This window comes from Kribbella sp. NPDC051718 (assembly GCF_040681515.1).
GTDB lineage: Bacteria > Actinomycetota > Actinomycetes > Propionibacteriales > Kribbellaceae > Kribbella.
On the sequence record NZ_JBFAYZ010000004.1, the window covers coordinates 405,019 to 429,401 of the forward strand.

Consider the following 24,383-nt stretch of genomic DNA (forward strand, 5'->3'; position numbering starts at 1 on the left):
CTTTGAGTCGTGCGATTACTGGTGGTGGAGGACGAGGAAGGCCTGGTCAGCGCGCTGCGCTCGGGACTCGGCCGGGCCGGCTATGCGGTGGACGCGGCGCTGACCGGCGCCGAGGCGGTCGAGAAGCTCGCCACCACGCCGTACGACCTGGCGATCCTCGACATCACGCTGCCGGACACGAGCGGGCTCGACCTGTGCCGCGCGGTACGGCGTGGTGAGATCGAAGTGGCGTCCGGACGCGAGCTGCGGGTGCTGATGCTGACCGCGCGCGCCTCGCTCGCCGACCGGGTCCGGGGGCTCGACGAGGGCGCCGACGACTATCTGACGAAGCCGTTCGCATTGGTTGAGCTGCTGGCGCGGATTCGTGCTCTGTTGCGGCGCGACGTGACGAACGGGACTACGCAGTTGCACGTCGGCGATCTGGTGCTGGACAGCTCGCGGCATCTCGCGACGCGGGCTGGGCGGGAGCTTCCGCTGACGCTGAAGGAGTTCGGCGTGCTGCGGTATCTGATGTCGCGGCCGGGGCACGTGGTGTCGGCTGAGGAACTGCTCGAGCATGTGTGGGACGAGAACGCGGATCCGTTCACGCAGAGCGTCCGGGTGACGGTCGGGACGCTGCGGCGCAAGCTCACGCTGGAGGGCGAGGAACCCTTGCTGGAAACGGTGATCGGACGCGGCTACCGGCTTCGGGGTGAGACATGAGAAGGCCCGCGTGGACCCAGACGATCCGGTTCCGGTTGACGCTGACCTACTCCGCTGTCCTGATCGGGCTGTCCGCTCTGGTCCTCGGCGGTCTGTACTTCGCCTTGTCGGCGTACCTCGACCCGAAGCCGCTCAACCCGATCACCGTGGACAAGACCTACTACGACAGCCAGGGCCATCTGAAGGTCAAGACCGGTCATACGATCCAAGCTGCTGACCTGGCCAGCATTCAGTCGGCGGTGAACTACAAGACGCTGGAGACGCTCAAGACCTACTCGGCGGCCGGTATGGGCGTATTGCTGCTGTTCAGCCTTGGTACCGGGTGGTGGTTGTCCGGTCGCGCCCTCCGGCCGGTACGCCGGATCACCGCTACGGCGCAGGACATCTCGGCGACCGATCTCTCCCGGCGGATCGCGATGGACGGGCCGCAGGACGAGTTGCGCAATCTCGCGGACACCGTCGACGACATGCTCGAACGGCTGGAGTCTGCCTTCGTCGCGCAACGGCAACTGGTCGACGACGCGTCGCACGAGCTGCGGAACCCGTTGGCGGTCATCCAGGCCAACGTGGACGCAGTACTCGCCCATGACGACACCCCGTCGGAGGATCGGGCGCAGGCGACGGCGATCGTCTCGCGTGCGATCCAGCGGATGACGCGGCTGGTGGAGGATCTGCTGGCGTCTGCCCGGCGGTCGTCGCCTGCCTTCGTCGATGCGGACGTGGATCTGGCCGCGATCGCCGGTGAGGCCGCGGAGGAGTATGCGCTGCTCGCTGCCGATCGAGAGCTTCGGCTGGTACGCCGGTTGTCGCCGGGGCCGATCGCTGCCGGGGATGCCCAAGCGCTGCGCCGGGCCGTCGACAACCTGCTCTCCAACGCTGTCCGCCTGGCCCGCGGTGGCAGCGAACTCGTCCTGGCCGTCGGCAGCCGAAACGGCTGGGCCTGGATCGCAGTACGAGACGAAGGCCCCGGCATCGCCGACGAAGACACCGACCGAGTCTTCGACCGCTTCTTCCGCTCCGGCCAACGCCAGCCGCCCGCCACCGTCCCCCTCGTCGACCCTTCCAGCGGCCCCTCAACCAGCCAACGCCGAGCCGGCCTGGGCCTGGCCATCGTCCGCCAGATAGTCGAATCCCACGGCGGCACCGTAGCCCTCCACTCCGAACTAGGCACCGGCTCCACCTTCATCCTCTGGCTCCCCGAACGCTCCCTCACCAACACCACCCGCCGCTCCCCCACACCCCCCACCGAAGACCCTCTAGGCCCCCGCCCCTGAAATACCCCACGCGCTCTCCGATGCCCGCTCCTCCGTCGTGCCTCTCCGACCGCTCCCACCCACCCCATGCCCTGCGCGCGCCGCACCCCATGCGCTGCGCGCGCCAAACCCCGCGCTGCGCGTCAAACGCCTGCGCTGCGCGCCCCGAATCCCTGCGCTGCGCGCGCCTGGGCCCACCGAACTCCTTTGCGCTCCCTGCGCTCCCTGCGCTGCGCGCGCCAGACCGCCTGCGCTGCGCGCGCCGAGCCCCTTGCGCTGCGCACCGACCCCCTTGCGCTGCGCGCGCCGAACCAACCCCGGCGCTGGGCGCGCTGCGGCTCCGTGCTCCTGCGTCGTGCGATGCGACCACGGTCGCCGCCAGGCAATCGACCTCACAGCGCGGCAAGCTGACCTGGGCGATCGACTCGACTCGGCTACCGGCCCTGGCGTTTTCCTTACCTACTTGCCGATACAGCCACTCCTTGCCCATAGCAACCAATTCCGGCACAGGCGTAGCCGATTTGATTCGAAGAGTAATCGAACATATGATCGAGGCATGAGCAAACGTTCGAGTGGTGAGCCGATTGACGGGTCGTCGCGCCCGCTGCGGCAGCCTCCCGGACGTCAGCCTGCAGAGAGCTTGCTGAGGTTCGACCAGGAGAACGACCCCACTCTGGGAACCTCGCTCTACGAGGCGGTAGTCCGCCAGGACACCACCCGACTGACTACTCAGGGCTGGCTGGATCGCCTGGACGCGATCGCCTTGCTGAAGTCTCGGCTAGCCGCCCTTCAGGCCGGGACCATCGCCGGCTTCGACGATTCCCTGCGCGGTGTCTCAGCAGATCTGGGACACCGGTACCCCCAGCCAGGAGACCGCGAGGCGAAGCCCGGCGAACGGCGCTGGATCGCCGGGGACCTCCGATCGGTCTCCGATGAAGTCGCCGGGATCCTCGAGCTACGTCGGGGGCACGCCACCACCCAGATTCATCGCTCGTGCGAACTGGTCCACAACTTCCCCGCCACTCTCGCCGCGTTGTCCGCCGGCCACCTGACCGAGCGAGCTGCATTCACGATCGTGTCCGAACTCTCCGTGCTGGAGGATCTCGCCGACCTCCGCGCCGCCGAAGCCGCCATCCTCGCGTGGATCAAGACGCATCCGCTGGTCGACATCAAGCAGGCCTGCCGGCGCGAAGTCGCCCGCCGCTCCCCGGAGGCCACCGAGAAGGCCTACGAACGCGCCCACGACGAGCGCTCAGTCCGCATGTACACCGACGACCTCGGCAGATCCGACATCGTCCACAACCAGAACGCCATCGACGGCGCCGCGGTGATGACCAGCCTCTCCCGCGCCGCGATCCGCTATCGCCGCCTGGGCGACCCCCGCACCATGGACCAGCTCCGCGCCGACATAGCCCTCAGCCGCCTCCTCCCCAACACCAAACGCCCCACCCCTCACCCCCAGACCACCACGGCCGACACAGCCAGCACGGCTGGCACGGTTGGCGCGGCTGGCGCGGCCAGCACAGCCAGTGCGGCTGGCACGACCAGCACAGCCAGCACAGCTGGCGCGGCGAGCACCGCCACCACTACCGCTGCGCCGGCCGCCGCTGCCCCGCCCACCAACACGACCACCTCGACAGCAGACCCACCAACTGGTGAGCCCCACCACGATCCGGCCGACGAACCTCCTGCCGAAGATCTGCAGTCCACCGACAGTGAGTACGACGATGCCGTCGACCACCGCACCCGTGGCGAAAGCACCGTCCACCACTCCGCAGATGCTCACGGCCATACCAACGTCGGCCTGAGGACCGCCCACACCGACGGACAGACCGATGCTCCTGCCAACGCTCAGGCTCACGCGAGCAGCAACGACGGCGCGGACCGTACCGGCCGTAGTCGCTCCGTAGACCGTGATGGCCCAGATGACGGCGCAGATGACGGCTCGGCCGATCGTGTCCGACGGACCGATGCCGACTGGGTAGACGAATCGCTGGTCGGTGCAGAGGCCGCGATCGTGATCCATGCGACGGCGGCTGAAGTACGCGCACTGATCAACGGAGACCCGGGAACCGGCGGAGAAACCGACCGGCAGGGCCCCCTCCCACAAAGCGCCTTACGCAAGTACCTCCTCAAGGCCCTCAAGCAGACCCTCCTACCACCCCTCCCCCGCACGCCCCCGATCCCCAGCACCTCCACCTCCGCCGGCCCCTCCACTAGCACCGGCGCCGTCACCTCAGCCAGCGCCTTTACGTGCCCCAGCACGTCTACTACCCCCGGTGCTTCCACTGGCGCTGGTGCGTTCAGCCTGCGTGGGCCTTCCACCGAACCCGAGGCGGCCGGCAGCCCCGGCGCCAAGCATCCCAGCACGGGCGTTGGCTCCGCGAGGTTTTCTGACGGCGCCGTGGGAGCTGGCCGCGATACACGGGTTCGGCTCCAGCTCACGGATCGACCACCTGTCGGCGATCCGGACCGATACACGCCATCGGCCGCGTTGGACAGGTACGTCCGGCTGCGCGATCGCACCTGTCAGTTCCCGGGCTGCAACCGCCCAGCGGAATTCACGGACCTGGACCACCGGATCTCGTTCGCCGCAGGGGGACGCACAACCGCGGCCAACCTCTGGTGTCTGTGCCGCCACCACCATCGCCTCAAGCACGAAGGCGGCTGGCAGATCCACCTCACGCCAGCCGGCACCTACACCTGGATCAGCCCCACCGGCCGCCACTACCCCAACAAGCACAACACCCGCGCGCCCGACGCTTGGTCAGGTGGTTAGTGGGTTCGGCTGGGGGTTGGGTTTCGGGCGGAGGCGGGAGGCGGCGATGCCGAGGCAGATGAGTGAGCCGACTAGCCACGGTGTTCGAGCAGGTAGGTGTCCAGGAGGAGGTGTACGCCGCGGCGGGGTGGTGGGTTCCGGGTTAGTTGGCGGCTAGGAGGGGGCGGGTGCCGGAGAGGACTGCGGCGTAGCGGGCGCGGACGTCGGTGGCGGCCTCGTCGGTCAGTACTGCGGACTCGGGCTTGCTCATGGCGACATCCCACACCGGGAGGTCTCCAGAGACGGCCCACGCGGCTTGGCGGGCTGCGCCTAGGGCTACGTACTCGGCTGGTTCCGGTAGTACGACCGGGGCGCCAAGTAGAGCAGGGGCTAGGGCTTGTACTGCGCGGGAGCGGGCGGCGCCGCCTAGGAGGAGGACCCGGTGGACGGGGATGCCTTGGGCTCGGAGAGCGTCGACGGCGTCGGCCAGGCCGCAGAGCATGCCTTCTACTGCGGCTCGGGCCATGGTGGCCGGCTGGGCGGTGGTACGGGTGAGGCCGTAGATGAGGCCTGTGGAGTGGGGTAGGTCTGGGGTGCGTTCGCCGTCCAGGTACGGGAGCATCATTAGGCCGTTGCTGCCGGTGGAGGTGAGGGCGGCCTCGTCCAGGGCAGCCAGGTCCATGCCGAGCAGAGTGGCTGTGGCCGAGAGGACTCGGGCGGCGTTGAGGGTGCAGACCAGGGGGAGGTAGCCGCCGGTGGCGTCGGCGAAGCCGGCTACGAAGCCGCTGGGATCGCTGGTCGGGGACGAGTACCGAGCGAAGGCGGTGCCGCTGGTCCCCAAAGACACCGCGACGTCGCCGGGCTGGAGGTCGAGGCCTAGGGCGGCGGCCATGTTGTCGCCGGTGCCGGCGGCCAGCGCCGCGCCGAAGGAGGTCTGGCCGACGACCTCGGAGGGGCCGGCTACGCGCGGGAGTTGCAGGGAGCGGCCGAAGGCTAGTTCGACGAGGTCGGGGCGGTAGTCATTGGTGACGGGCGACCACCAGCCAGTACCTGAGACGTCTCCCCGATCCGTCGTGAGATCGGCGATCCCCGAGCGGTCGGCGGCCAGTTGGTGAGTCAGCCAGTCGTGTGGCAGCGCGACCGCCTCGGCGCGAGCGGCCGCGTCGGGGGCGGCGCCGCGGACCCAGCGCAGCTTGGTGACCGTGAAACTCGGTACGGGCACCGACCCGACCGCGGAGGCCCAGGCCTCGGGGCCGCCCAGCTCGGAGACCAACTCACCAGTCGCCTCGGCGGAGCTGGTGTCGTTCCAGAGGACTGCCGGATGGACGACAGCGCCGGAGCCGTCGAGCAGGACCATGCCGTGCTGCTGACCGGCGACCGACACGGCGGAGACACCGTCGAGCAGACCGTCGGAGGCGATCGACCAAGCGTTCCACCATTCGGCGGGGTCGACCTGGGTGGCGTCGGGGTGGGGCGCGCGGCCTTCCCGTAGTACCTCGCCGGTGGTGGCATCGCATACGACGACCTTGGTTGCCTGGGTCGAGCAGTCGACTCCGGCAACCAGTCTCGGGTCAGTCATCTAGAGATCCTTTTCGGTAGCAAGGTGCCGCAGGACGTCACGGGCGAGGTCGGTCGTCGTCACCAGCGTGCTGACCAGTCCGGCCCGCACGGCGGCGATCACCGCCGGCGCGCGATGGGCCCCCGCGGCGAGGGCGATCCGCTCCGCCGGGCGGCGCAGCTGGTCGACCGAGACCGCGATGATCATCTGTTCCAACGGTGACTGGACCAGTCTGCCGTCCTGGTCCAGAAGATGCCCGCTGACTTCGGCGATTGCGCCGCCAGCGACCCCTTCGGCCCGGAGTTCCTCCGAGACCGCGTCCCAGACCGTCGAGCAGCCGGCCCGCCAGGCGCCGATCGCGACGACCGAGATGTCGAGCCCGTCGGCCAGCGCCAGGGTGTCCGCGATGCCGGGCTGCCGGCGCAACGCGGTGACGGCGGCGATGTCGTCGACGACGAGCGGTGCGTGGACGGCGTGCGCAGTACCGCCGGCCAGAGCGGCGGCTCGGCGGGCGAGGTCCATCGTGCTGCCGCCACCCGCGGGCGAGTGCAGCGAACCGGCCATCTGGATCACCGTGCAGGCAGGCAGTACGTCGATATGGTCGACCATCGCATCAACCGCCCGACTCCAGGTCAGGCCGAGCAGGTCCCCGTCACGAACCAGCGGCGCGACCGTCCGGGCAGCCGCCTCGGCCACCTGGTCGCGCACCTGCTCCGGCGAGCCGGAGGTATGCGTGACGACGCACAGCTGGAGCCCGAGAGCGTCGGCCAACTGCTCGGAGAGTCCGCGATCGATGGGCGACGGGTTCTTGATCTGGATCTGGACGATGCCACGGCTGCGCGCGTCCTCGAGCAGCCGGGCGACCTTGAACCGGCTCAGGTCGAGCTGCTTGGCGATGTCGACCTTGGAGACATTGTCGAGGTAGTACCGGCGAGCGACGTCGGCCAACAGCTCGTCGTCCTCGTCACCCTCGCCGAGCAACTGTCCCCGACCGTTCACCGTCGCCCCGCCACCAATCTTCTCCCGTGATTCCCCGGCACCGTAACGGTTCGCGGGCCTTTGCCGCGAGCCCCTTCTCAGGCCCGCGCCTCCAGAGTCGCTCGTGCTCCGTGCTCGTGGAGCGAGGTGAGCGCGGCCGTGTAGGCAGCTACGAAGCGGGGATCGTCGATGAGGTCACCGAAGAGGTCCCGATCGGACACGAAGAGCAACGGTTCCGAAAGGTTGTGCTGCGCTCGCTCGACCAGCTTGTCGCGCAGCCGGTCGACCACCTCGATCGGTTGACCTTGCTCGTCGACGCCCTCGGCGTACCGGGCCCAGGAGGCGATCACCAGAGCGGAGTGATCGATCCCGCGATCCGCGGCGAGCTGCTCGCGGACGACGGGCACGAGCCACTTGGGGATGCGGTCCGAGCTCTCCGCGCAGAGCCGGGCGAGGGTGTCGCGTACTTCGGGATTCGCGAACCGCTCGATCAGCTGGTGCTTGTAGCGGTCGAGGTCGACGCCCGGCACCGGCGGCAACGTCGGCGTACCTTCGGAATCCATGTAGCCGAGCAGGAAGTCGACGAACAGCTTGTCCTGGCAGACCTCGTGCGCGTAGCGGTAGCCAGCCAGATACCCCAAGTAACAAAGGGCTTGGTGGCTCGCGTTGAGCAGCCGCAGCTTCATCAGCTCGTACGGTTCGACGTCCTCGACCAATTGCACGCCGACTTCCTCGTACGCCGGCCTGTCGCCGCCGAAGTGGTCCTCGAGCACCCACTGCGTGAACGGCTCGCAGACCACCGGCCAGCCGTCCTCGACCCCGTACTGCGACGCCAGCGCCTCACGATCCGCGTCGGCCGTGACCGGCGTGATGCGGTCCACCATGCAGTTCGGGAACCGAACCTCGCTTTCGAGGAAGTCCGCTAGCGACGGGTCCTTCAGCCGGGCGAACGCGGCGAGCATCTTGCGCGCGACGTGACCGTTGCCGGGGATGTTGTCGCAGGACATCACCGTGAACGGCGCCACCCCGGCCGCGCGTCGGCGCGCGAGTGCCTCGATGATGAAGCCGAACGCGCTCCCCGGCAGCGCGCCCGGCTCCAAGTCGGCGGCCAGGCCGGGGTCGGACGCGTCCAGCTCCCCGGTCACCTGGTTCACGTGATAGCCGCCCTCGGTGATCGTCAGGGAGACGATTCGCGTGGCGGGGTCGGTCAGTCGGGTCAAGACCGCCTCGGGGTCGTCGGGGGCGAACAGGTACCCGACGATCGAGCCGATCACGCGTGGCTCGAGCGTCCCGTCCGGGTACTTCACCACAAGTGTGTAGAGGCAGTCCTGCGCGGCCATCACGTCGGCCATCCGCTTGTCGTGCGGGAGTACGCCGACGCCGACGATGCCCCAGTCGAGTGCCTTGCCGTCGTTCATCAGCTTGTCGAGGTACATCGCCTGATGGGCCCGGTGGAAGCCGCCGACCCCGAAATGGACGATGCCGGGGCGTACCGAAGTACGGTCGTACTGCGGAACGCCGACTCGCTCGTCGAGCGAACCGAGGCTGGCCGAGTTGAGCTGCTGCACGTTGCCCTCCGTCACTTGACCGCCCCGAGCGAGAGGCCCTGGACGAGCTTGTCCTGTGCCGCGAACCCGGCGATCAGCACCGGCAGCGACACCACCAGGGAGGCCGCGCAGACCTTCGCGAGGAAGAGGCCCTGGCTGGTGACGAAGCCGGTCAGGAACACCGGCGCGGTCTGTGCCACGGTACCCGTGAGGACGCGGGCGAAGAGCAGTTCGTTCCAGCTGAAGATGAAGCAGATCAGCGAGGCGGACGCGATGCCCGGCATGACGACCGGGGCGACCACCGAGCGCAGCGTGCGGACCAGGCCGGCGCCGTCGACGGAGGCCGCTTCGAGGATCTCGACCGGTACTTCGGCCAGGAAGCTGCGCAGCATCCAGACCGCGATCGGCAGGTTCATCGACGTGTAGAGCACGATCAGCAGCCAGATGTTGTCCAGCAGCCCGGCGAACTGTGCGAACAGGTAGATCGGCAGCAGGCCCGCGACCACCGGCAGCATCTTGGTCGACAGGAAGAAGAACATCACGTCGGTCCACTTCTTCACCGGCTTGATCGACAGCGCGTACGCCGCCGGGAACGCCAGCAGGATGACCAGGAGCGTCGACAGGATGCTCGCGGTCAGCGAGTTCGCGATCGACGGCCAGGGACCGGAATCGAAGAACGAGCGGAAGCCGTCCAGGGTCAGCGGCGCGGTCACGTCCGGCGGGTTCTTCGCCGCGTCCTCCTCGTGGTGGAACGAGGTCAGCGCCATCCAGAGCACCGGGAGTACGAACAGGATGCCTACGATCCAGGCGAGCCCGGACAATGCCCAGCCGCCGCCACGATTCTTGCGGCCCGTCACGATCGTCACTTGGCCGCTCATCGGCCCTCCTCCTTGAACAGGGTGGACACCGAGCGGAGCGCGAAGGTCGCGATCAGGATGGTGCCGATCACGACGATGACGCCCGCGGCCGAGGCCCGGCCGTAGTCATGGGCGGTGTAGAAGGTCTGGTAGATCGTGTACGGCAGGTTCGCCGTACCGAGTCCGCCGGACGTGATGGTGAAGACGGCGTCGAAGTTCTGGACGACGTAGATGGAGCCGAGCAGCGCGCTCAGTTCGAGGTACTGACGCAGGTGCGGCAGCGTCATGTACCGGAAGATGTCCCACTGGCTCGCGCCGTCGATGCCGGCCGCCTCGATCACGTCGAGCGGGCGGCTCTGCAGGCCGGCCAGCAGGATCAGCATCATGAACGGCGTCCACTGCCAGACCAGCGCGAAGATCACCGACCACAAGGGCTGGTTGCTGATCCAGTCGGGCTGTGGCGCGTTGTCGCCGAAGATCCACTTCAGCACGCCGTTGAAGAGCCCGTACTCCGGGTTGTACAGCGCGTGCTTCCAGAGCAGGGCCGCCGCGACCGGGACGACCAGGAACGGCGTGATCATCATCGTCCGGACCGCGCCACGGCCGCGGAACTTGCGGTCGAGCAGGAGGGCGATGCCCAGGCCCAGCAGCAGGCTGATCAAGACGACGCCCGCGGTGAGCAGGATGGTCACCCAGATGGCGTGCCGGGTGTTCGCGTCGGTGAGGACGCGGCGGAAGTTGTCGATACCGGCGAAGCTGCGCTCGTCGGGGTAGTACGCGTTCCAGTTCATGAACGACGTGATGATCGTGACCACGAACGGGAGCTGGGTGACGATGATCATGAAGACCAGCGCGGGCATCAGCGGCGCCCTGCGGGCCCAGTCGCCGGTGCTGCGAAGCAGCGTGCTCGGCTTCTTCGGCGGTACGGCTGTGTCGCGACCCGGGCGCGCCTCGGTTTCGATACTCATGTCAGCCCTCACTTCGCTTCTCTGGCGCGATAGCGCTCGGCCACGTCGTCGGCGAGTTCCTGCCCACGTTTCAGCGCTTCGTCGACGCTCATCCGGCCGGCGATGGCCGAGCTGACGTCCTGACTCACCTGGGTTCCGAGATCGGGGAACTCCGGGATGTCGACGAACTGGATGCCGATCGCGGGCCGCGGCTGGGCGCCCGGGTTGCGCGGGTCGGCGGTCTCGATCGCCTGCTTGGTCGGGTCGGCGAACGCCGCCGCCTCCTTGCGGTAGTCGGCGTTCTCGTACGTCGAGGCGCGCTTGCCGGCCGGAACGCGGGACCAGCCGAGCTCCTTGCCGACCAGCTCCTCGTACTGCTTGCTGGAGGCCCAGGAGATGAACTTCCAGGCGTTGTCCTTCTTCTTGCTCGCCTCCTGGATGCTCCACGACCAGGCGTACAGCCAGCCGGAGCTGTCGGTCTTCACGACCGGCGCGGGGGCGTACCCCATCTTGCCCTTGACGGGTGAGTTCGGGGCTTCGAGCGAACCGGCGGCGGAGGTTGCGTCGTACCACATCGCGACGTTGCCCTGGACGAGGTTGTTGAGGCACTCGGTGAAGCCGGCCTGCGGTGCGCCGAGCTCGCCGTGGTTGCGGACCAGGTCGACGTAGAACTTGGTGGCCTCGGTGAACTCGGGGGCGTTGACCTTGGCCTGCCAGTCCTGGGTGAACCAGGTACCGCCGAAGGTGTTCACCACTGTCGTCAGCGGGGCGAACAGCTGGCCCCAGCCGGGTTGGCCGCGCAGGCAGATGCCGCGCATACCGGGCTGGGCGTTGTCGACCTTCGCGGCGATGTCGGCGACCTGCTGCCAGGTCGGCTTGGCGGGCATCTCGATGCCCTTCTGCTGCAGGATGTCCTTGCGGTACATCAGGAAGCTCGACTCGCCGTAGAAGGGTTCGCCGTAGATCTTGCCGTCGTCGCCCGACAGGGACTGGGTCATCGGCTTCAGGATGTCGTCCTGGTTGAACGCCGTGTCCTTGGCGATGTAGTCCGACAGCGGCGCGATCCACTTGCTCTTGGCATAGATCGGGATCTCGAAGTTGCTCAGCGAGGCGACGTCGTACTGACCGGCCTGGCTGGAGAACTCCTGGCTGATCTTGTCCCGGACGTCGTTCTCCGGCAGCACGGTGTAGTTGACCTTGATACCGGTCTGTTTGGTGAAGTTGTCCGCGGTCAGCTTCTGCAGGTCGACCATCTGCGGGTTGTTCACCATCAGCACGTTGACGCTGTCGGCGCCACCGCCACCGGCTCCGCCGCCCCACCCGGCGCAGCTGCTCACTCCGCTCACCAGGAGGAGTGCGATCGCCACACCTCCGATGCGTTTGCGCTGTTCCAGCACGGGCTGCTCCTTCGCGATCGGCGGGCACTCGCTCATATGAGCAGCATGCTGCTCATCGTTGAGTGAACCGTTTGCCCCGGCGCGTGTCAAGAGTTCGTTGCGCAACTGTGCATTGGCGTGCTCGTTTGAGCGACCTAGCGCTTGGAGTGGGCAGCAGCCACACTGTGCGGTGATGCCTGAGGTCGAGACCCGCCTGCTCGGCGGCACCGCCAACCGTGGCCTGGTGGTACGGGTCGGCGATACCGTACGCCGCCCGCTGCGGCCCAGCAGCCCTGCCGTGCATGCGCTTCTGGACCATCTCCAGGAGGTCGGCTTCGACTCCTCCCCCGCCTTCCTCGGCGTGGATGAGCAGGGCCGGGAAGTACTGACCTACGTGCAGGGCGAGACCGTGCAGGCGCCATACCCTTCGTGGTCGATGACCGACGCGGCATTGGAGAGCGTCGCCCACCTCCTACGGCGGTACCACGAGGCAGTACTTGGATTCGAGCCTTCCGGCTACCCGTGGGCCGAGCGAGTGCCTGGGGAGTACGACGACGGGCTGGTCGGCCACAACGACCCAAACCTCGACAACATCGTCTTCCGCGACGGGCTCGCGGTCGCCCTGATCGACTTCGATCTCGCCGGCCCGGGGTCGGCCCTTTGGGATGTTGCTGCCGCCGTACGCCTCTGGGCGCCTTTGCGGCCGGACGCCGACATCCACGACGTGCGCCAAGGCCAATCGCTAGCTCGCCTGCGCCTCTTCGCCAACGCCTACGGCCTAACCGGCGCCGACCGCACCCGCCTGATCGACGCAGCCGCCGCCAACCACATCTGGTGCATGGACTACGTCCGCCGAGGCGCCGAATCCGGCCACCCCTGGTTCCACCAACGCTGGACCACCGGCGAATCCACCCTCACCGACCGAACCAACCACTGGTTCACCACCCACCACGACCAACTACTGAAAGCCTTAGAGGACTAAGAACCCCACGCGCCCGCCGCTACTCGCTCACCGTCGCTCACCGCTCTGGCGCTCCCGCACAACCCCGTTTGCCGCTCCCGCGTCGCAGCGACTGCTCCGTCCGGCGCAGAGGAGCAGGAACGCGTCGGGACCTGCTCGACCTGCAGCCACCTTCATTCGATAGGAAGCGAAGCGACGATTGCATCATGTGTGTCATTTGTGACGGTGCTGAACCAGCCATTCAACAACCTGAGCGTGCTCAATGGCCTTGTTGGCGATCGCCAACATAAAGACATGAGCGTCGACTGTGCCCTGCTCACGAACCGCTCCGCCGAACAGCCCATTGATTTGCACTACCTGACTGGTAGTCAGGTAGATGAATTCAGTCACTGGGCTAGACGGTCCATCAGCTCATTACGCTGTTTCGCGATCGCCTCGGCTACTCGCAACACGTCAACGTCAGACGCCTGCAGATGGTCGTCGACTGTTGCCGGAGCAGCAGCTTGCCTCGTGGCTTTCTGAATCCGTGTCGGCCGAGCGGCCTTACGCCCACCAAGTGCCTTCGCGTGAGTCTGTCGCGGCAGTCCGCCTGACCTCGCTGCAGCCTTCCGTAGGATGAACTGCCCGCTCGTAGCTTCCGTTGTGAAACATGATTCAAGGTCGCGTCCGCGTAGGTCGCGGTGGTTGCGGCTCGGCAGGCAGCGTCCCTCGCGGGCCAGCTGAATCTCGTTCTTCACGACCTCATCGCCTGCGGCCTCAGCGGCGTTGCGCCTCGAAACATTATGTAGCAACCTCGTCACCCCTCATCACCACCGCGAGCCACGGGACTTACCGGTACGGTGGGAGAATCCTCGGGTGAGTGCTCGGGTGGTGTTGCTGGCGGGGCCTTCGGGGGCTGGGAAGTCGCGGCTTGCGGAGAATGTCGGGCTGCCGGTGGTGCGGCTCGATGACTTCTACCGGGATGGGGATGACGCGGCGATGCCGCGGTCGCCGTTGGGGATTGTGGATTGGGATGATCCGGGGTCCTGGGACGGGGAGCGAGCCGTCGCGGCGCTGGAGTTGCTATGCGCAACGGGTGCGGCGGATATGCCGATCTATGACATCGCGGCGGATGGGACCGTTGGGCATCGCCCTGTCGAGACAGGCGGGTCGCCATTGGTGGTTGCCGAGGGCATCTTTGCTGATCAGATCGTGGGGGCGTTGCGGGAGCGTGGGTTGCTGGCGGCGGCGATCTGCGTGCGGCATCACCGGGTGGTGACTTTCGTACGGCGGTTCCAGCGCGATCTGCGGGAGCATCGGAAGCCGCCGTTCACCTTGTTGCGGCGGGGATTGCTGTTGCTGAAGGACGATCCGCGCGTGGTGAAGCGCTGTGTCGACGCCGGCTGCGAACCGTTGCACCCCAAAGCGGCTCGCCGACGGATCACGGATCTCCTCGCCACCGTCGCCGGCTGACTTCGCCGGTTGGCGATCGTTGCCTCGGGCAGGGGGTTTAGGTGGTTCGGGGGTGGACTTCGGGGTGGGAGTGCCACCAGGGGGCGTAGGTGGGGCTGCGGAGGGCGTGGGTGGTGTAGGAGGTGGCTACGGCTAGGTAGATGGATTCGATTTGGTCTTCGGTTAGGCGGGGGCGGCGCCAGGCCAGGATCAGGCGGCCTCGTAGGGGGTCGCCGGTTAGGCGGCGGATGGACATGCCGGGGGCGCCGGCTGAGGTGGGTTCTACTAGTTGGACGGCTCGGCCAGTCTGGATTAGTTGGCGGCCGCCGCCGCTGGGGGCTTCGTAGCGGATTTTGGGGCTGAAGCCGGCTCGGCGGCAGGCGGCGCGGAGGGAGGCCAGGGAGCCGTCGTCGGCGCCGGGTGGGCTGATCCAGGACTCGTCGGCCAGGTCGCCGAGATTGATCTCCTCAAAGCAGGCCAGCGGGTGGGTGGAGGTCAGGGCGATGAAGAACGGTAGGCGCGGGAGGATTGTGCGCTGGGCCAGGTCGGGCGCCAGGGGGACGTCGTGGTCGTCGCTCATGCCGATGACTGCGAAGTCGGATCGGTGGTGGGCCAGCGATTGGGCGAGGCTGATGGCGGATGGGTCTACCTGGACGGTCAGGTCCACTGGGGAAAGGGCTGCTTGGAGGCGTTCGACGATGGTGCCTACGCATTCCATGTGAGCTGTTCCCATGTGCAGTTCGGCCGGGGCGGCACCGGAGGCCAGGGTGAGGTCGCCGGCGAAGGAGTCGATGTCGGCGAGGACCAGGCGGGCGCGTTGCAGGGCGCGTTCGCCCAGTGGGGTGGGGCGTACGCCGGTACGGGCTCGTTCGAAGAGTTGGCCGCCGAGTGAGCGTTCGAAGCGTTGCAGAAGGCCGGTCAGTGCTGGTTGCGAGATCCCGAGGCGGGCGGCGGCTCTGGTCACGCTGCCGGCGTCGGCGATCGCGCAGATCGCCCGCAGGTGGCGGATCTCGGGATCCATAACGTGAGGCTATCGCCGTTGGGATGACCGGGGAACGGCTCGACGTGGCACGCTCCGAAACACTGCGGATCCCCCACCGCAGCCACGCGGGTTCGCGTGTTCCGCCCCGGAGGAGTACCTGATGACAGCTCCACAGTTCCAACGATTACGGCAATTCCGCAGGCAGGCCTTGGTACTGACCCTGGCCACCGTCATCGCCGCGACCGGCCTGGCCCTGACCGCCCCTCCAGGACAAGCGGCCACCATCGCCAAGGCGCCGGTTGGTTCAGCACCGATCGGACCGGCCGACGAGCCCGCTCACGTCGCCGACGCCAGGACGCCGGTGAGTCAACGCGCTCCCCTGCCGGCGTCCAAGCGGGAGTTGCGTCGCGACTACGACGGACCCGCACAACTCGCCACCAAGCCGCGTCCATCCATGCAGGACAAGAACAAAGCCGCGGCGACCTGCAACCCAGCGGACTTCACCAGCCGCACAGGCCAAGCTCTGGTGAACCAGATCAAGGCGTCGACGACCGACTGTGTCAACACACTCTTCAACCTGACCGGCACGGATGCGTACAACGCGTTCCGCGAGGCCCAGATGGTCAGCGTCGCGTACGCCCTTCGGGACAACGGCGCCGGCTACCCCGGCAACAACTCGACCAGTACCGCCCAACTGACCCTGTACCTCCGCGCAGGGTACTACGTGCAGTGGTACAACCCGTCGACAGTCGGCACCTACGGCCCGGCGCTGCGGACGGCGATCCAGTCGGGCCTGGACAGCTTCTTCGCCAACTCGCACGCTTTCGAGGTCAGCGACGCCAACGGGGAGACCCTCGCGGAGGCGATCACGCTGATCGACAGCTCGGCGCAGAACGCCCGCTACCTGTCCGTCGTGAAGCGGATGCTGACCGGCTACAACAATTCGTACAACACGTCGTGGTGGATGCTGAACGCGGTCAACAACGTCTACACCGTGTTGTTCCGTGGCCACCAGGTGCCGGAGTTCGTGACGGCGGTACAGGCCGACCCGAGCGTGATCGACACCCTGTACGGCTTCGCCTCCAGCCACAAGGATCTACTGTCCGGCGACCAGAGCTACCTGACCTCGAACGCCGGCCGCGAACTCACCCGGTTCCTCCAGTACTCTGCCCTGCTGGCCAAAGTGCGCCCACTCGCGAAGGGCCTGCTCGGGCAGACCTCGTTGCAAGGCCCGACGGCACCACTGTGGGTCGGCGTGGCCGAGCTGGCCGACTACTACGACAAGGCGAACTGCGCGTACTACGACATCTGCAACCTGCAGGCGAAGCTCGCAGCTGTCGTGCTGCCGATCACCCACACCTGCAGCTCGACCCTGCGCATCCGGGCCCAGGAGATGACCGCCGCCCAACTGTCGTCGAGCTGCAGCAGCCTGGCGAGCCAGGATGCCTACTTCCACGGCATCGTCGCCGACCCCGGCCCGGTCGCCAACGATCGCAACACCAGCCTGGAGGTGGTGGTCTACAACTCCAGTACCGACTACCAGACCTACGCCGGGGCGATGTGGGGTATCGACACGAACAACGGCGGGATGTACCTCGAGGGTGACCCGGCCGCGGTCGGCAACCAGGCCCGGTTCATCGCCTACGAGGCCGAGTGGCTGCGGCCGACGTTCGCGATCTGGAACCTCAACCACGAGTACACCCATTACCTCGACGGTCGCTTCGACATGGCCGGCGACTTCGACGCCGGTGTCACCACCCCGACGATCTGGTGGATCGAGGGCTTCGCCGAATACGTGTCCTACTCCTATCGCAACGAGACCTACACCGCGGCGATCACCGAGGCGGCCCGGCGTACCTACTCACTCAGCACGCTGTTCGGTACCACCTACAGCAACGACACCACCCGGATCTACCAATGGGGCTACCTCGCGGTGCGGTACATGCTGCAGTCGCACCGCAGCGACGTGACCACCGTCCTCAACTACTACCGGTCGGGCAACTGGAACGCTGCCGCCAGCTACCTCAGAACAACCATCGGCAATCGGTACGACACCGACTGGTACAGCTGGCTGTCCGCGTGTGGGGCAGGGAACTGTGGCGGCGGAGGCGGTACGACGTTGCCCGAGTGCACCTCCGCTGACGTCCGCGTCCTGGGCAAGAACTGCCAGCGCGGCAACCGCGGCACCACCACCGGCAACTACGACTACCTCTACATCAACCTGCCCGCCGGCACTGCTCAGCTACAGATCACCGCCAGCGGCGGTACCGGCAACTGTGATCTCTACTACAACAAGACCACCTGGGCGACCACCACCGCCTACACCCAACGATCGACCGCCACCAGCAACACCGAGGCGATCACGGTCGCCAATCCCCCCGCGGGCTACAGCTACGTCAGCCTGTACGGCGCAACAGGCTGCACCGGCGTCACTGTCAGCACCCGGTACTGATGATCGTTCGTTCCCTCCGCGTCGGCTGTACAGCGCGCGTCGATGCGGAGGGAACGAACCCGCCGTACTTTGCCTGGTGTTCATCTTTATCTGGTGGGCTCGCGGGGTAATCCCCTGACCCTGCGGAGGAATCGTGAGGCGAGTCGCGCCCGGTGTTGCCGCTGTGGTGTGCGCTGGGCTGGTGTTTTTGACGGGGTGTGGGAACGACGCGGGGGCGTCGACTGCACCGGTTGGTGGGAACGAGCCCTCGGCCCCGGCTGACGCGGCGGCGCCTGCTGCCGTTGGTGGGTTGGCGGGGCTCGCCGTCGTACCGGATGGGTTTCAGAAGGGGGCTCCGGGAGAGTCGGCGCAGCTGACTGGGCCGTTCACCCGGCAGAGCTTCGTGGACACGTTGTCGGCTTCGCCTGCTGAGGATCTCGCGCTGCTGCTGAACGCGGGCTGCAAGGAGGGGTACCAGACGTTCCGGTCGAGCACGGATCGGCGCAAGCGGGTGACCGTGCAGCTGTTCAAGGCCGGTTCGCCGGCCAAGGCCCGTGACCTGCAGAAGGGGTTCTGGGCGCAGGACGAGCACACCAAGCCGTTCGCGGTGCCAGGCGTGCCGGGCGCGTTGACGGACGCGCAGACAGGGGTCGTCGGGGTGACCGGCCAGCTCGAGGCGGTCGCGGAGGCGAGCATCACGGTCGGCTCGATCGTCGCCGAGATCACCGTCAGCCAGAGCGGCACGCTGGAGAAGACACCGGTACCCGACGTCAAGCTGGCCAGCACGATGGTCAAGCTCCAGTACAAGCGCCTGACCACCAAGTCGGGCTGACCTTCAGGCCGTGATGCGGTCGATCACCAACGGGGTCGGGGTGTAGGAGTCGGAGATCGTCACCGCGTCGGTCAGGGACTCCAGCGCGCGCTCGAAGCGGGTCGCGTCGTCGGCGTGCAACGTCAGGAGCGGTTGACCTTCGGTGACCTGATCACCGGGCTTCGCGTGCAGCTCTACGCCAGCGACCGGCGAGACCGGGTCCTCCTTGCGGGCGCGGCCGGCACCGAGGCGCCAGGCGGCTACGCCGACGGACAAAGCGTCAAGTCGCGAGAGGACGCCGGAGGCTGTCGCCTTGACGATGTGCTGTTCGGGGGCGATGGGGAGTTCTGCGTTGGGGTCGCCGCCCTGGGCTGCGATCATCCCGCGCCAGGCGTCCATGGCGGTGCCGTCGCGGAGTTTCTCGGCGGGGTCGATGTCGGTGACACCGGCGGCGGCGAGCATTTCCACTGCCAGGGCGACAGTGAGTTCGACGATGTCGGCGGGACCGCCTCCCGCGAGCACCTCCACGGATTCCCTGACCTCCAAGGCGTTTCCGGCGGTCAGGCCGAGGGGTGTCGACATGTCGGTGAGCAGGGCGACAGTCTTCACCCCGGCATCGGTGCCGAGGGCAACCATGGTGGAGGCCAGTTCGCGAGCGTCGGCGAGGTCCTTCATGAAGGCGCCGGTGCCGACCTTCACGTCCAGGACCAGCGCGCCGGTGCCTTCGGCGATCTTCTTACTCATGATGGAGCTGGCGATCAGCGGGATCGCCTCGACCGTGCCGGTCACGTCGCGCAGGGCGTAGAGCTTCTTGTCAGCGGGCGCCAGGCCGTCGCCGGCCGCACAGATGACGGCGCCGACGTCCTCGAGCTGCTGCATCATCTCGTCGTTGGACAGCGCCGCACCCCAGCCGGGGATCGACTCGAGCTTGTCCAACGTACCGCCGGTGTGGCCCAGGCCGCGGCCGGACAGTTGCGGTACCGCGACGCCGCAGGCCGCCACTAAAGGGGCCAGCGGCAACGTGATCTTGTCGCCGACGCCGCCGGTGGAGTGCTTGTCCGCGGTCGGCCGGGACAGCTTGGCGAAGTTCATCCGCTCACCGGAGGCGATCATCGCGGCGGTCCAGCGAGCGATCTCGCGGCGGTTCATCCCGTTCAGCAGGATCGCCATCGCGAGCGACGACATCTGCTCGTCCGCGACCGCACCGCGGGTATAGGCGTCGATCACCCAGTCGATCTGGCCGTCGCTCAGCTCGCCCTTGTCCCGCTTGGTGCGGATGACGTCTACCGCGTCGAAAGACACTATTCCTCCAGTCGTTCCGGCCCGAACGCGTCGGGCAGTAGCTCGCGCAGGGGGCGGCTACCGGTGGCGGACTCCACCAGGAGAGTCGGTCCGCCGTGCTCGTGCAGCAGCTGGCGACAGCGGCCGCACGGCGTGAGCAGTTCCTCGTTGTGGTCGACGCAGGTGAAAGCGATCAGCCGGCCGCCGCCGGTACGGTGCAGCTCGGAGACCAGACCGCACTCGGCACACAGGGTGAGCCCGTACGACGCGTTCTCCACGTTGCAGCCGGCAACGATGCGCCCGTCGTCGACCAGAGCCGCGGCTCCGACCGGGAAGCCGGAGTACGGCGCATAGGCGCGGCGCATCGCCGCGACCGCGGCTACCCGCAGCGCGGGCCAGTCGACGCCCGCCGGGCTGCCGACGGGCGGGTCCGCGGGGCCCTGCTCATTCGGTGACGTAGGGCTCACCGTCCGCCTTGGGAGCTCTCACTCGGCCGACCAGGCCCGCGACGGCGATCACCGTGGCCAGGTACGGGGCCATCAGCAACAGTTCGCCGGGGATCGGGGTCTGGATGATCTGCAGCTGGGACTGGAGCTGGGTGGCGAAGCCGAAGAAGAGCGCCGCGACCATCGCGCCGATCGGGTTCCAGCGCCCCATGATCAGCGCCGCCAGCGCGATGAACCCGTTGCCCGCCGTCATCCCCTTGTTGAACGACCCGGCGTAGCCGACGGTGAAGAACGCTCCACCGAGACCGGCCAGCACGCCGGCCCAGAGCACCGCGGAGTACCGGACGCGCTTGACCTTGATGCCGACCGTGTCGGCCGCCTTCGGGTGCTCGCCGACGGCGCGGACACGAAGGCCCCAGCGGGTCTGGAACAGCACGAAGGTGACGACGGCGACCGCGATGTAGGTCAGGTACACCAGGACCGTCTGCTCGAACAGGATCGGTCCGAAGAACGGGATGTCTCCCAGCAGCGGGATCTTCACCGCGGACAGCACGTCCGGCGTGTTCAGGTTGGCGGCGTCCTCCTGCAGGAACTGGTCGAAGAGATACCCCGTGATGCCGGTCGCGAAGACCACCAGCACGACGCCGAGGACCACCTGGTTCACCAGGTACTTGATGGAGAACACGGCCAGCAGCAGGGCCATCAGTACGCCGGACACGGCCGCCGCGATCAGCGCGGCAGCCCCGCTTCCCGTCGTACTGGACACGACCGCCGCGGTGAACGCGCCGACCAGGAACTGGCCCTCGATCGCGATGTTGATGACACCGGCCCGCTCACACAGCACACCGGCGAGCGCGCCGAGGATCAGCGGGGTGGCGAAGTTCAGCGTGCCCTGGAACTGGTTGGCCAGCGGGAAGGTCTTGCCCGCGGCGGCCCAGCACAAGAAGGCGCCAAGGAAGCTGACACCCAGTACTGCGGCCAGCCAGCCGGCGTACTTCATCGGCACCCGGCGCATCACGTACGCCACGGCGGCCACCAGCCCGAACGCACCGAGTAGGAGCGCGACCGGCTGTGCCGGGATCCCGACCAGGTTGTGCTGGAGGTCGCCGGACACCAACTGGAAGGTGGCCTTGCCGCTCTTGGTGCCGATGGCCAGTCCCAGCCCGATCAGGGCGAAGACGACCATCAGGCCGCCGACCCGCAGCCGGCGGGTCCGCTCGGCCGGCGCCTCGATGACGGCCGGCGCGGATGCCGGGCCGGGCGCGGGCGTCGGGTCCGGCGTCCGGTCGTCGATCTCGGTCGAACTCATCCGTTCCAGCCTTTCGCGAGGACGGCTCCGATGCCGCGTTCCTTCGGCAGGAACCGGAAGATCGAGCGCACCAGCGCCGGGGCGGCGACGAAGAGCACGATCACGGCCTGCAGCACGGTGGTCAGGGTCAGCGGTGTCTGGGTCTGCAACTGCATCTGTAGGCCGCCCGCGTTGAGGGCGCCGAAGAGCAGACCGGCCAGGACCGTACCGAGCGGCGTACCGCGGCCGAGCAGGGCGACGGTGATCGCGTCGAAGCCGACCGAGGCGGCGACGCCGTCGGTCAGCGGCAGATCCGTGCCGAGCACCTGCTGGGTGCCCGCGAGGCCGGCCAGCGCGCCGGCCACCAGCATCGCGATGAAGTACGCGCGGCCGACCGACATGCCCGCGGTCCGGGACGCGTCGGCATTGGCGCCCACCGCACGCAGCTCGAAGCCGACCGTCGAGCGGTTCAGCAGCCACCAGACGAAGCCGGCCGCGACCAGCGCGAGCAGGAAGCCCACGTGCAACCGGGTACTACCGAACTGCGGGTACTGCGCGTTCGCGTCCACGATCGGGCTGATCGGGTCCTCGCGACCGGGCCGCTTGAAGGTCGTTGTCGTCAGCAACCACTGGAGCAGGTAGACCGCGACGTAGTTGAGCATGATCGTAACGATCACCTCGTGCGCGCCGGTCCGGGCCTTGAGCAACCCGACCACGCCACCCCACAGCGCCCCGCCGAGCAGGCCGGCCAGGATCGCGACGATCAGGTGGATCCCCGGCGGCAGGTGCCAGGCGAACCCGACCCAGGCGGCCAGGATCGCGCCGACGATCAGCTGCCCTTGGGCGCCGATGTTGAACAGCCCGGTCCGGAAGGCCAAGGAGACGGCCAGACCGCCGCAGATCAGCGGCGTCGCCTGGGTCAGCGACTCGGTGATCGGGGTGATGCCGCCGAGCGCGCCGGAGGCCAGTGCCTGGTACGAGTCGCCGACGGCGCTGAAGGCCGCCGTGAAGGTGTCCATCGGCGCGGCACCGAAGTACCCGACCGCTGTTTTCACGCCGTCGTCGCCGATGATGATCAAGATGGCGCCGACCAGCAGCGCCAGCACGATCGCGCTCAGCGAAACCAGGCTCTGGACCGCCCAGCCGGGCAGCGGCCGGCGGCCCGAAGGCGCTGGTTTCGGTGCGGCGGGCGGCACCTCGGTCGTTGTTTCGTTGCTCATCTAGATGGTTCCCAACGTGGTGGGGTTCTCGATCGCGACTTCGTGGGCCTCGGACCGGGAGGCGCCGGCCATCATCAGGCCGAGCTCGTCGCGAGGCGTGTCGGACGGGACGACGCCGACCACCTTGCCGCGGTACATCACCGCGACCCGGTCGGACAGCGCGGCGATCTCGTCGAGTTCGGTGGAGACGATCAGTACCGCGGTGCCGTGGTCGCGCTCCTCGACGATCCGGGTGTGCAGGAACTCGATCGAGCCGACGTCGACACCACGGGTCGGCTGCGAGGCGACCAGCAGCTTCAGCGGCCGGGACAGCTCCCGGGCCAGTACGACCTTCTGCTGGTTGCCGCCGGACAGCGACGAGACCGGCTGGTCGGCGCCCTGGGTGCGGATGTCGAACTCCTCGATCCGCGCGGTCGCGTTCTTCTCGATCTCGTCGGTGCGCAGCATCAGGCCCTTGCCGAACGGTTCCTGCCGGAACAGGTCCAGCACCAGGTTCTCGGCGACGCTGAACGGGCCGACGAAACCGTCGTGGCCGCGGTCCTCCGGGACGTACCCGATGCCGGCGTCGAGGCGCTCGCGGGTGGAGACGCCGGTGAGTTCCTTGCCGTCCAGCGAGATGCTGCCGGCCGCGATCGGGGTCAGCCCGAGCAGTGCCTCGGCGAGCTCGGTCTGGCCGTTGCCCTGGACCCCGGCCACCGCCAGGATCTCGCCGCTGCGGACCTCCAGATCGACGTTGTCGACGGCGGTGAAGCCACGCTCGTCGATCACCGTCAGGCCCTTGATCCGCAGCACGGCGTCACCCGGATCGGCGGGCGCCTTGTCGACCACCAGGTCGACCGCGCGGCCGACCATCATCTCGGCCAGGCCTTCCTCGGTCTCGGCCGGATCGGCCTGGCCGACCACCTTGCCGCGGCGGATCACGGTGATCTTGTCCGCGATCGCCTTGACCTCTTTGAGCTTGTGGGTGATGAAGACGATCGAGGTGCCGTTCTCCTTGAGCTGGCGCATCACCGTGATCAGCTCGTCGATCTCGGCCGGCGTGAGCACCGCGGTCGGCTCGTCCAGGATCAGCACCTTGGCGTCGTTGGTGAGCGCCTTGATGATCTCGACCCGCTGCTGGACGCCGACCGGGATGTCCTCGACCAGCGCCTCGGGGTCGACCTCGAAGCCGTACCGCTCGGACAGCTCGGTGACCAGCGCGTCGGCCTTCTTGCGGTCCAGCACACCGCCGGCGTGGGTGTTCTCCCGGCCGAGCATGATGTTCTCCGCGACGGTGAAGACCGGGATCAGCATGAAGTGCTGGTGCACCATCCCGATGCCGTGCTGGATCGCGTCGCTCGGCGAGGTGATCTTGACCTTCTCGCCGTCGATCAGGATCTCGCCGGAGTCAGGCTGGAGCAGCCCGTAGAGCATGTTCATCAGGGTCGACTTGCCGGCCCCGTTCTCCCCGAGCAGGCAGTGGATCTCGCCCGGCTCGATCACCAGATCGATGTGATCGTTGGCGACCAGGGAACCGAAACTCTTGGTCAGACCTGAGAGCTCTAGATGCATGCGGG

At 67.8% G+C, this 24,383-nt stretch carries 20 protein-coding genes; 7 read left to right on the forward strand and 13 right to left on the reverse strand.

From position 1 onward, the window contains the following. Positions 1-9 precede the first annotated feature (9 nt). The 3 genes from AB0M15_RS17495 to AB0M15_RS17505 all read left to right on the forward strand — a co-directional run bounded on the left by AB0M15_RS17495 (position 10) and on the right by AB0M15_RS17505 (position 4,734). Positions 10-702, forward strand: coding sequence for a response regulator transcription factor (locus AB0M15_RS17495; protein ID WP_363819367.1), 693 nt, complete (start codon positions 10-12; stop codon positions 700-702). Then, positions 699-1,976: a HAMP domain-containing sensor histidine kinase gene (locus AB0M15_RS17500; protein WP_363819368.1), complete on the forward strand. Its 1,278-nt coding sequence runs from the start codon at positions 699-701 to the stop codon at positions 1,974-1,976. The genes AB0M15_RS17495 and AB0M15_RS17500 overlap by 4 nt, the downstream gene beginning before the upstream one ends. Positions 1,977-2,511: 535 nt before the next feature. After that, positions 2,512-4,734, forward strand: coding sequence for a DUF222 domain-containing protein (locus AB0M15_RS17505; RefSeq protein ID WP_363819370.1), 2,223 nt, complete (start codon positions 2,512-2,514; stop codon positions 4,732-4,734). A gap of 142 nt (positions 4,735-4,876) precedes the next feature. On the opposite strand, the gene xylB is transcribed toward AB0M15_RS17505, so the two are convergent. The 6 genes from xylB to AB0M15_RS17535 form a co-directional block, all read right to left on the reverse strand. Then, positions 4,877-6,292: a xylulokinase gene (xylB, locus tag AB0M15_RS17510; protein WP_363819372.1), complete on the reverse strand. Its 1,416-nt coding sequence runs from the start codon at positions 6,290-6,292 to the stop codon at positions 4,877-4,879. Continuing rightward, complete coding sequence (locus tag AB0M15_RS17515) at positions 6,293-7,270, reverse strand: sugar-binding domain-containing protein (RefSeq protein ID WP_363819374.1); 978 nt, start codon at positions 7,268-7,270, stop codon at positions 6,293-6,295. 77 nt (positions 7,271-7,347) lie between these two features. After that, entirely contained in the window at positions 7,348-8,832 is a 1,485-nt protein-coding gene (locus AB0M15_RS17520) for a mannitol dehydrogenase family protein (RefSeq protein WP_363819376.1), read from the reverse strand. Next, positions 8,829-9,674, reverse strand: a complete 846-nt coding sequence (locus AB0M15_RS17525) for a carbohydrate ABC transporter permease (protein WP_363819379.1) — start codon at positions 9,672-9,674, stop codon at positions 8,829-8,831. Before AB0M15_RS17525 ends, AB0M15_RS17520 begins: the two co-directional genes overlap by 4 nt. Beyond that, entirely contained in the window at positions 9,671-10,621 is a 951-nt protein-coding gene (locus AB0M15_RS17530) for a sugar ABC transporter permease (protein WP_363819381.1), read from the reverse strand. The genes AB0M15_RS17525 and AB0M15_RS17530 overlap by 4 nt, the downstream gene beginning before the upstream one ends. 8 nt (positions 10,622-10,629) lie before the next feature. After that, entirely contained in the window at positions 10,630-12,033 is a 1,404-nt protein-coding gene (locus AB0M15_RS17535; RefSeq protein ID WP_363819384.1) for a sugar ABC transporter substrate-binding protein, read from the reverse strand. A 136-nt stretch (positions 12,034-12,169) separates the two neighbouring features. Between AB0M15_RS17535 and AB0M15_RS17540 the strand changes: the two genes are divergently transcribed. Beyond that, positions 12,170-12,958, forward strand: coding sequence for a phosphotransferase (locus AB0M15_RS17540; RefSeq protein WP_363819387.1), 789 nt, complete (start codon positions 12,170-12,172; stop codon positions 12,956-12,958). 192 nt (positions 12,959-13,150) lie between these two features. On the opposite strand, the gene AB0M15_RS17545 is transcribed toward AB0M15_RS17540, so the two are convergent. Continuing rightward, positions 13,151-13,327, reverse strand: a complete 177-nt coding sequence (locus AB0M15_RS17545) for a hypothetical protein (RefSeq protein WP_363819391.1) — start codon at positions 13,325-13,327, stop codon at positions 13,151-13,153. A gap of 465 nt (positions 13,328-13,792) precedes the next feature. Between AB0M15_RS17545 and AB0M15_RS17550 the strand changes: the two genes are divergently transcribed. Beyond that, entirely contained in the window at positions 13,793-14,389 is a 597-nt protein-coding gene (locus AB0M15_RS17550) for an ATP-binding protein (RefSeq protein ID WP_363819394.1), read from the forward strand. 37 nt (positions 14,390-14,426) lie between these two features. On the opposite strand, the gene AB0M15_RS17555 is transcribed toward AB0M15_RS17550, so the two are convergent. Next, positions 14,427-15,389, reverse strand: coding sequence for a LysR family transcriptional regulator (locus tag AB0M15_RS17555; RefSeq protein ID WP_363819397.1), 963 nt, complete (start codon positions 15,387-15,389; stop codon positions 14,427-14,429). Positions 15,390-15,510: 121 nt separating this feature from the next. Between AB0M15_RS17555 and AB0M15_RS17560 the strand changes: the two genes are divergently transcribed. Together AB0M15_RS17560 and AB0M15_RS17565 are read left to right on the forward strand one after the other, a co-directional pair. Then, on the forward strand, positions 15,511-17,802 hold the full coding sequence (locus tag AB0M15_RS17560) for a M9 family metallopeptidase (RefSeq protein WP_363819400.1): 2,292 nt from the start codon (positions 15,511-15,513) through the stop codon (positions 17,800-17,802). 133 nt (positions 17,803-17,935) lie between these two features. Then, complete coding sequence (locus AB0M15_RS17565) at positions 17,936-18,613, forward strand: hypothetical protein (protein ID WP_363819403.1); 678 nt, start codon at positions 17,936-17,938, stop codon at positions 18,611-18,613. Positions 18,614-18,616: 3 nt separating this feature from the next. Here AB0M15_RS17565 and AB0M15_RS17570 read toward each other — a convergent pair whose 3' ends face one another. The 5 genes from AB0M15_RS17570 to AB0M15_RS17590 are packed head-to-tail and all read right to left on the reverse strand — an operon-like array spanning position 18,617 to position 24,378. Continuing rightward, positions 18,617-19,897 carry a thymidine phosphorylase gene (locus tag AB0M15_RS17570; RefSeq protein WP_363820244.1) on the reverse strand — a complete coding sequence of 427 codons (1,281 nt, stop codon included), beginning with the start codon at positions 19,895-19,897 and terminating at the stop codon, positions 18,617-18,619. Next, positions 19,894-20,262, reverse strand: coding sequence for a cytidine deaminase (locus AB0M15_RS17575; protein WP_363820246.1), 369 nt, complete (start codon positions 20,260-20,262; stop codon positions 19,894-19,896). The genes AB0M15_RS17570 and AB0M15_RS17575 overlap by 4 nt, the downstream gene beginning before the upstream one ends. 55 nt (positions 20,263-20,317) lie before the next feature. Next, positions 20,318-21,628, reverse strand: coding sequence for an ABC transporter permease (locus AB0M15_RS17580; protein WP_363819406.1), 1,311 nt, complete (start codon positions 21,626-21,628; stop codon positions 20,318-20,320). Further along, complete coding sequence (locus tag AB0M15_RS17585; RefSeq protein ID WP_363819409.1) at positions 21,625-22,827, reverse strand: ABC transporter permease; 1,203 nt, start codon at positions 22,825-22,827, stop codon at positions 21,625-21,627. The genes AB0M15_RS17580 and AB0M15_RS17585 overlap by 4 nt, the downstream gene beginning before the upstream one ends. Continuing rightward, positions 22,828-24,378, reverse strand: coding sequence for an ABC transporter ATP-binding protein (locus AB0M15_RS17590; protein ID WP_363819412.1), 1,551 nt, complete (start codon positions 24,376-24,378; stop codon positions 22,828-22,830). It abuts the gene before it with no gap. Positions 24,379-24,383: the final 5 nt, after the last annotated feature.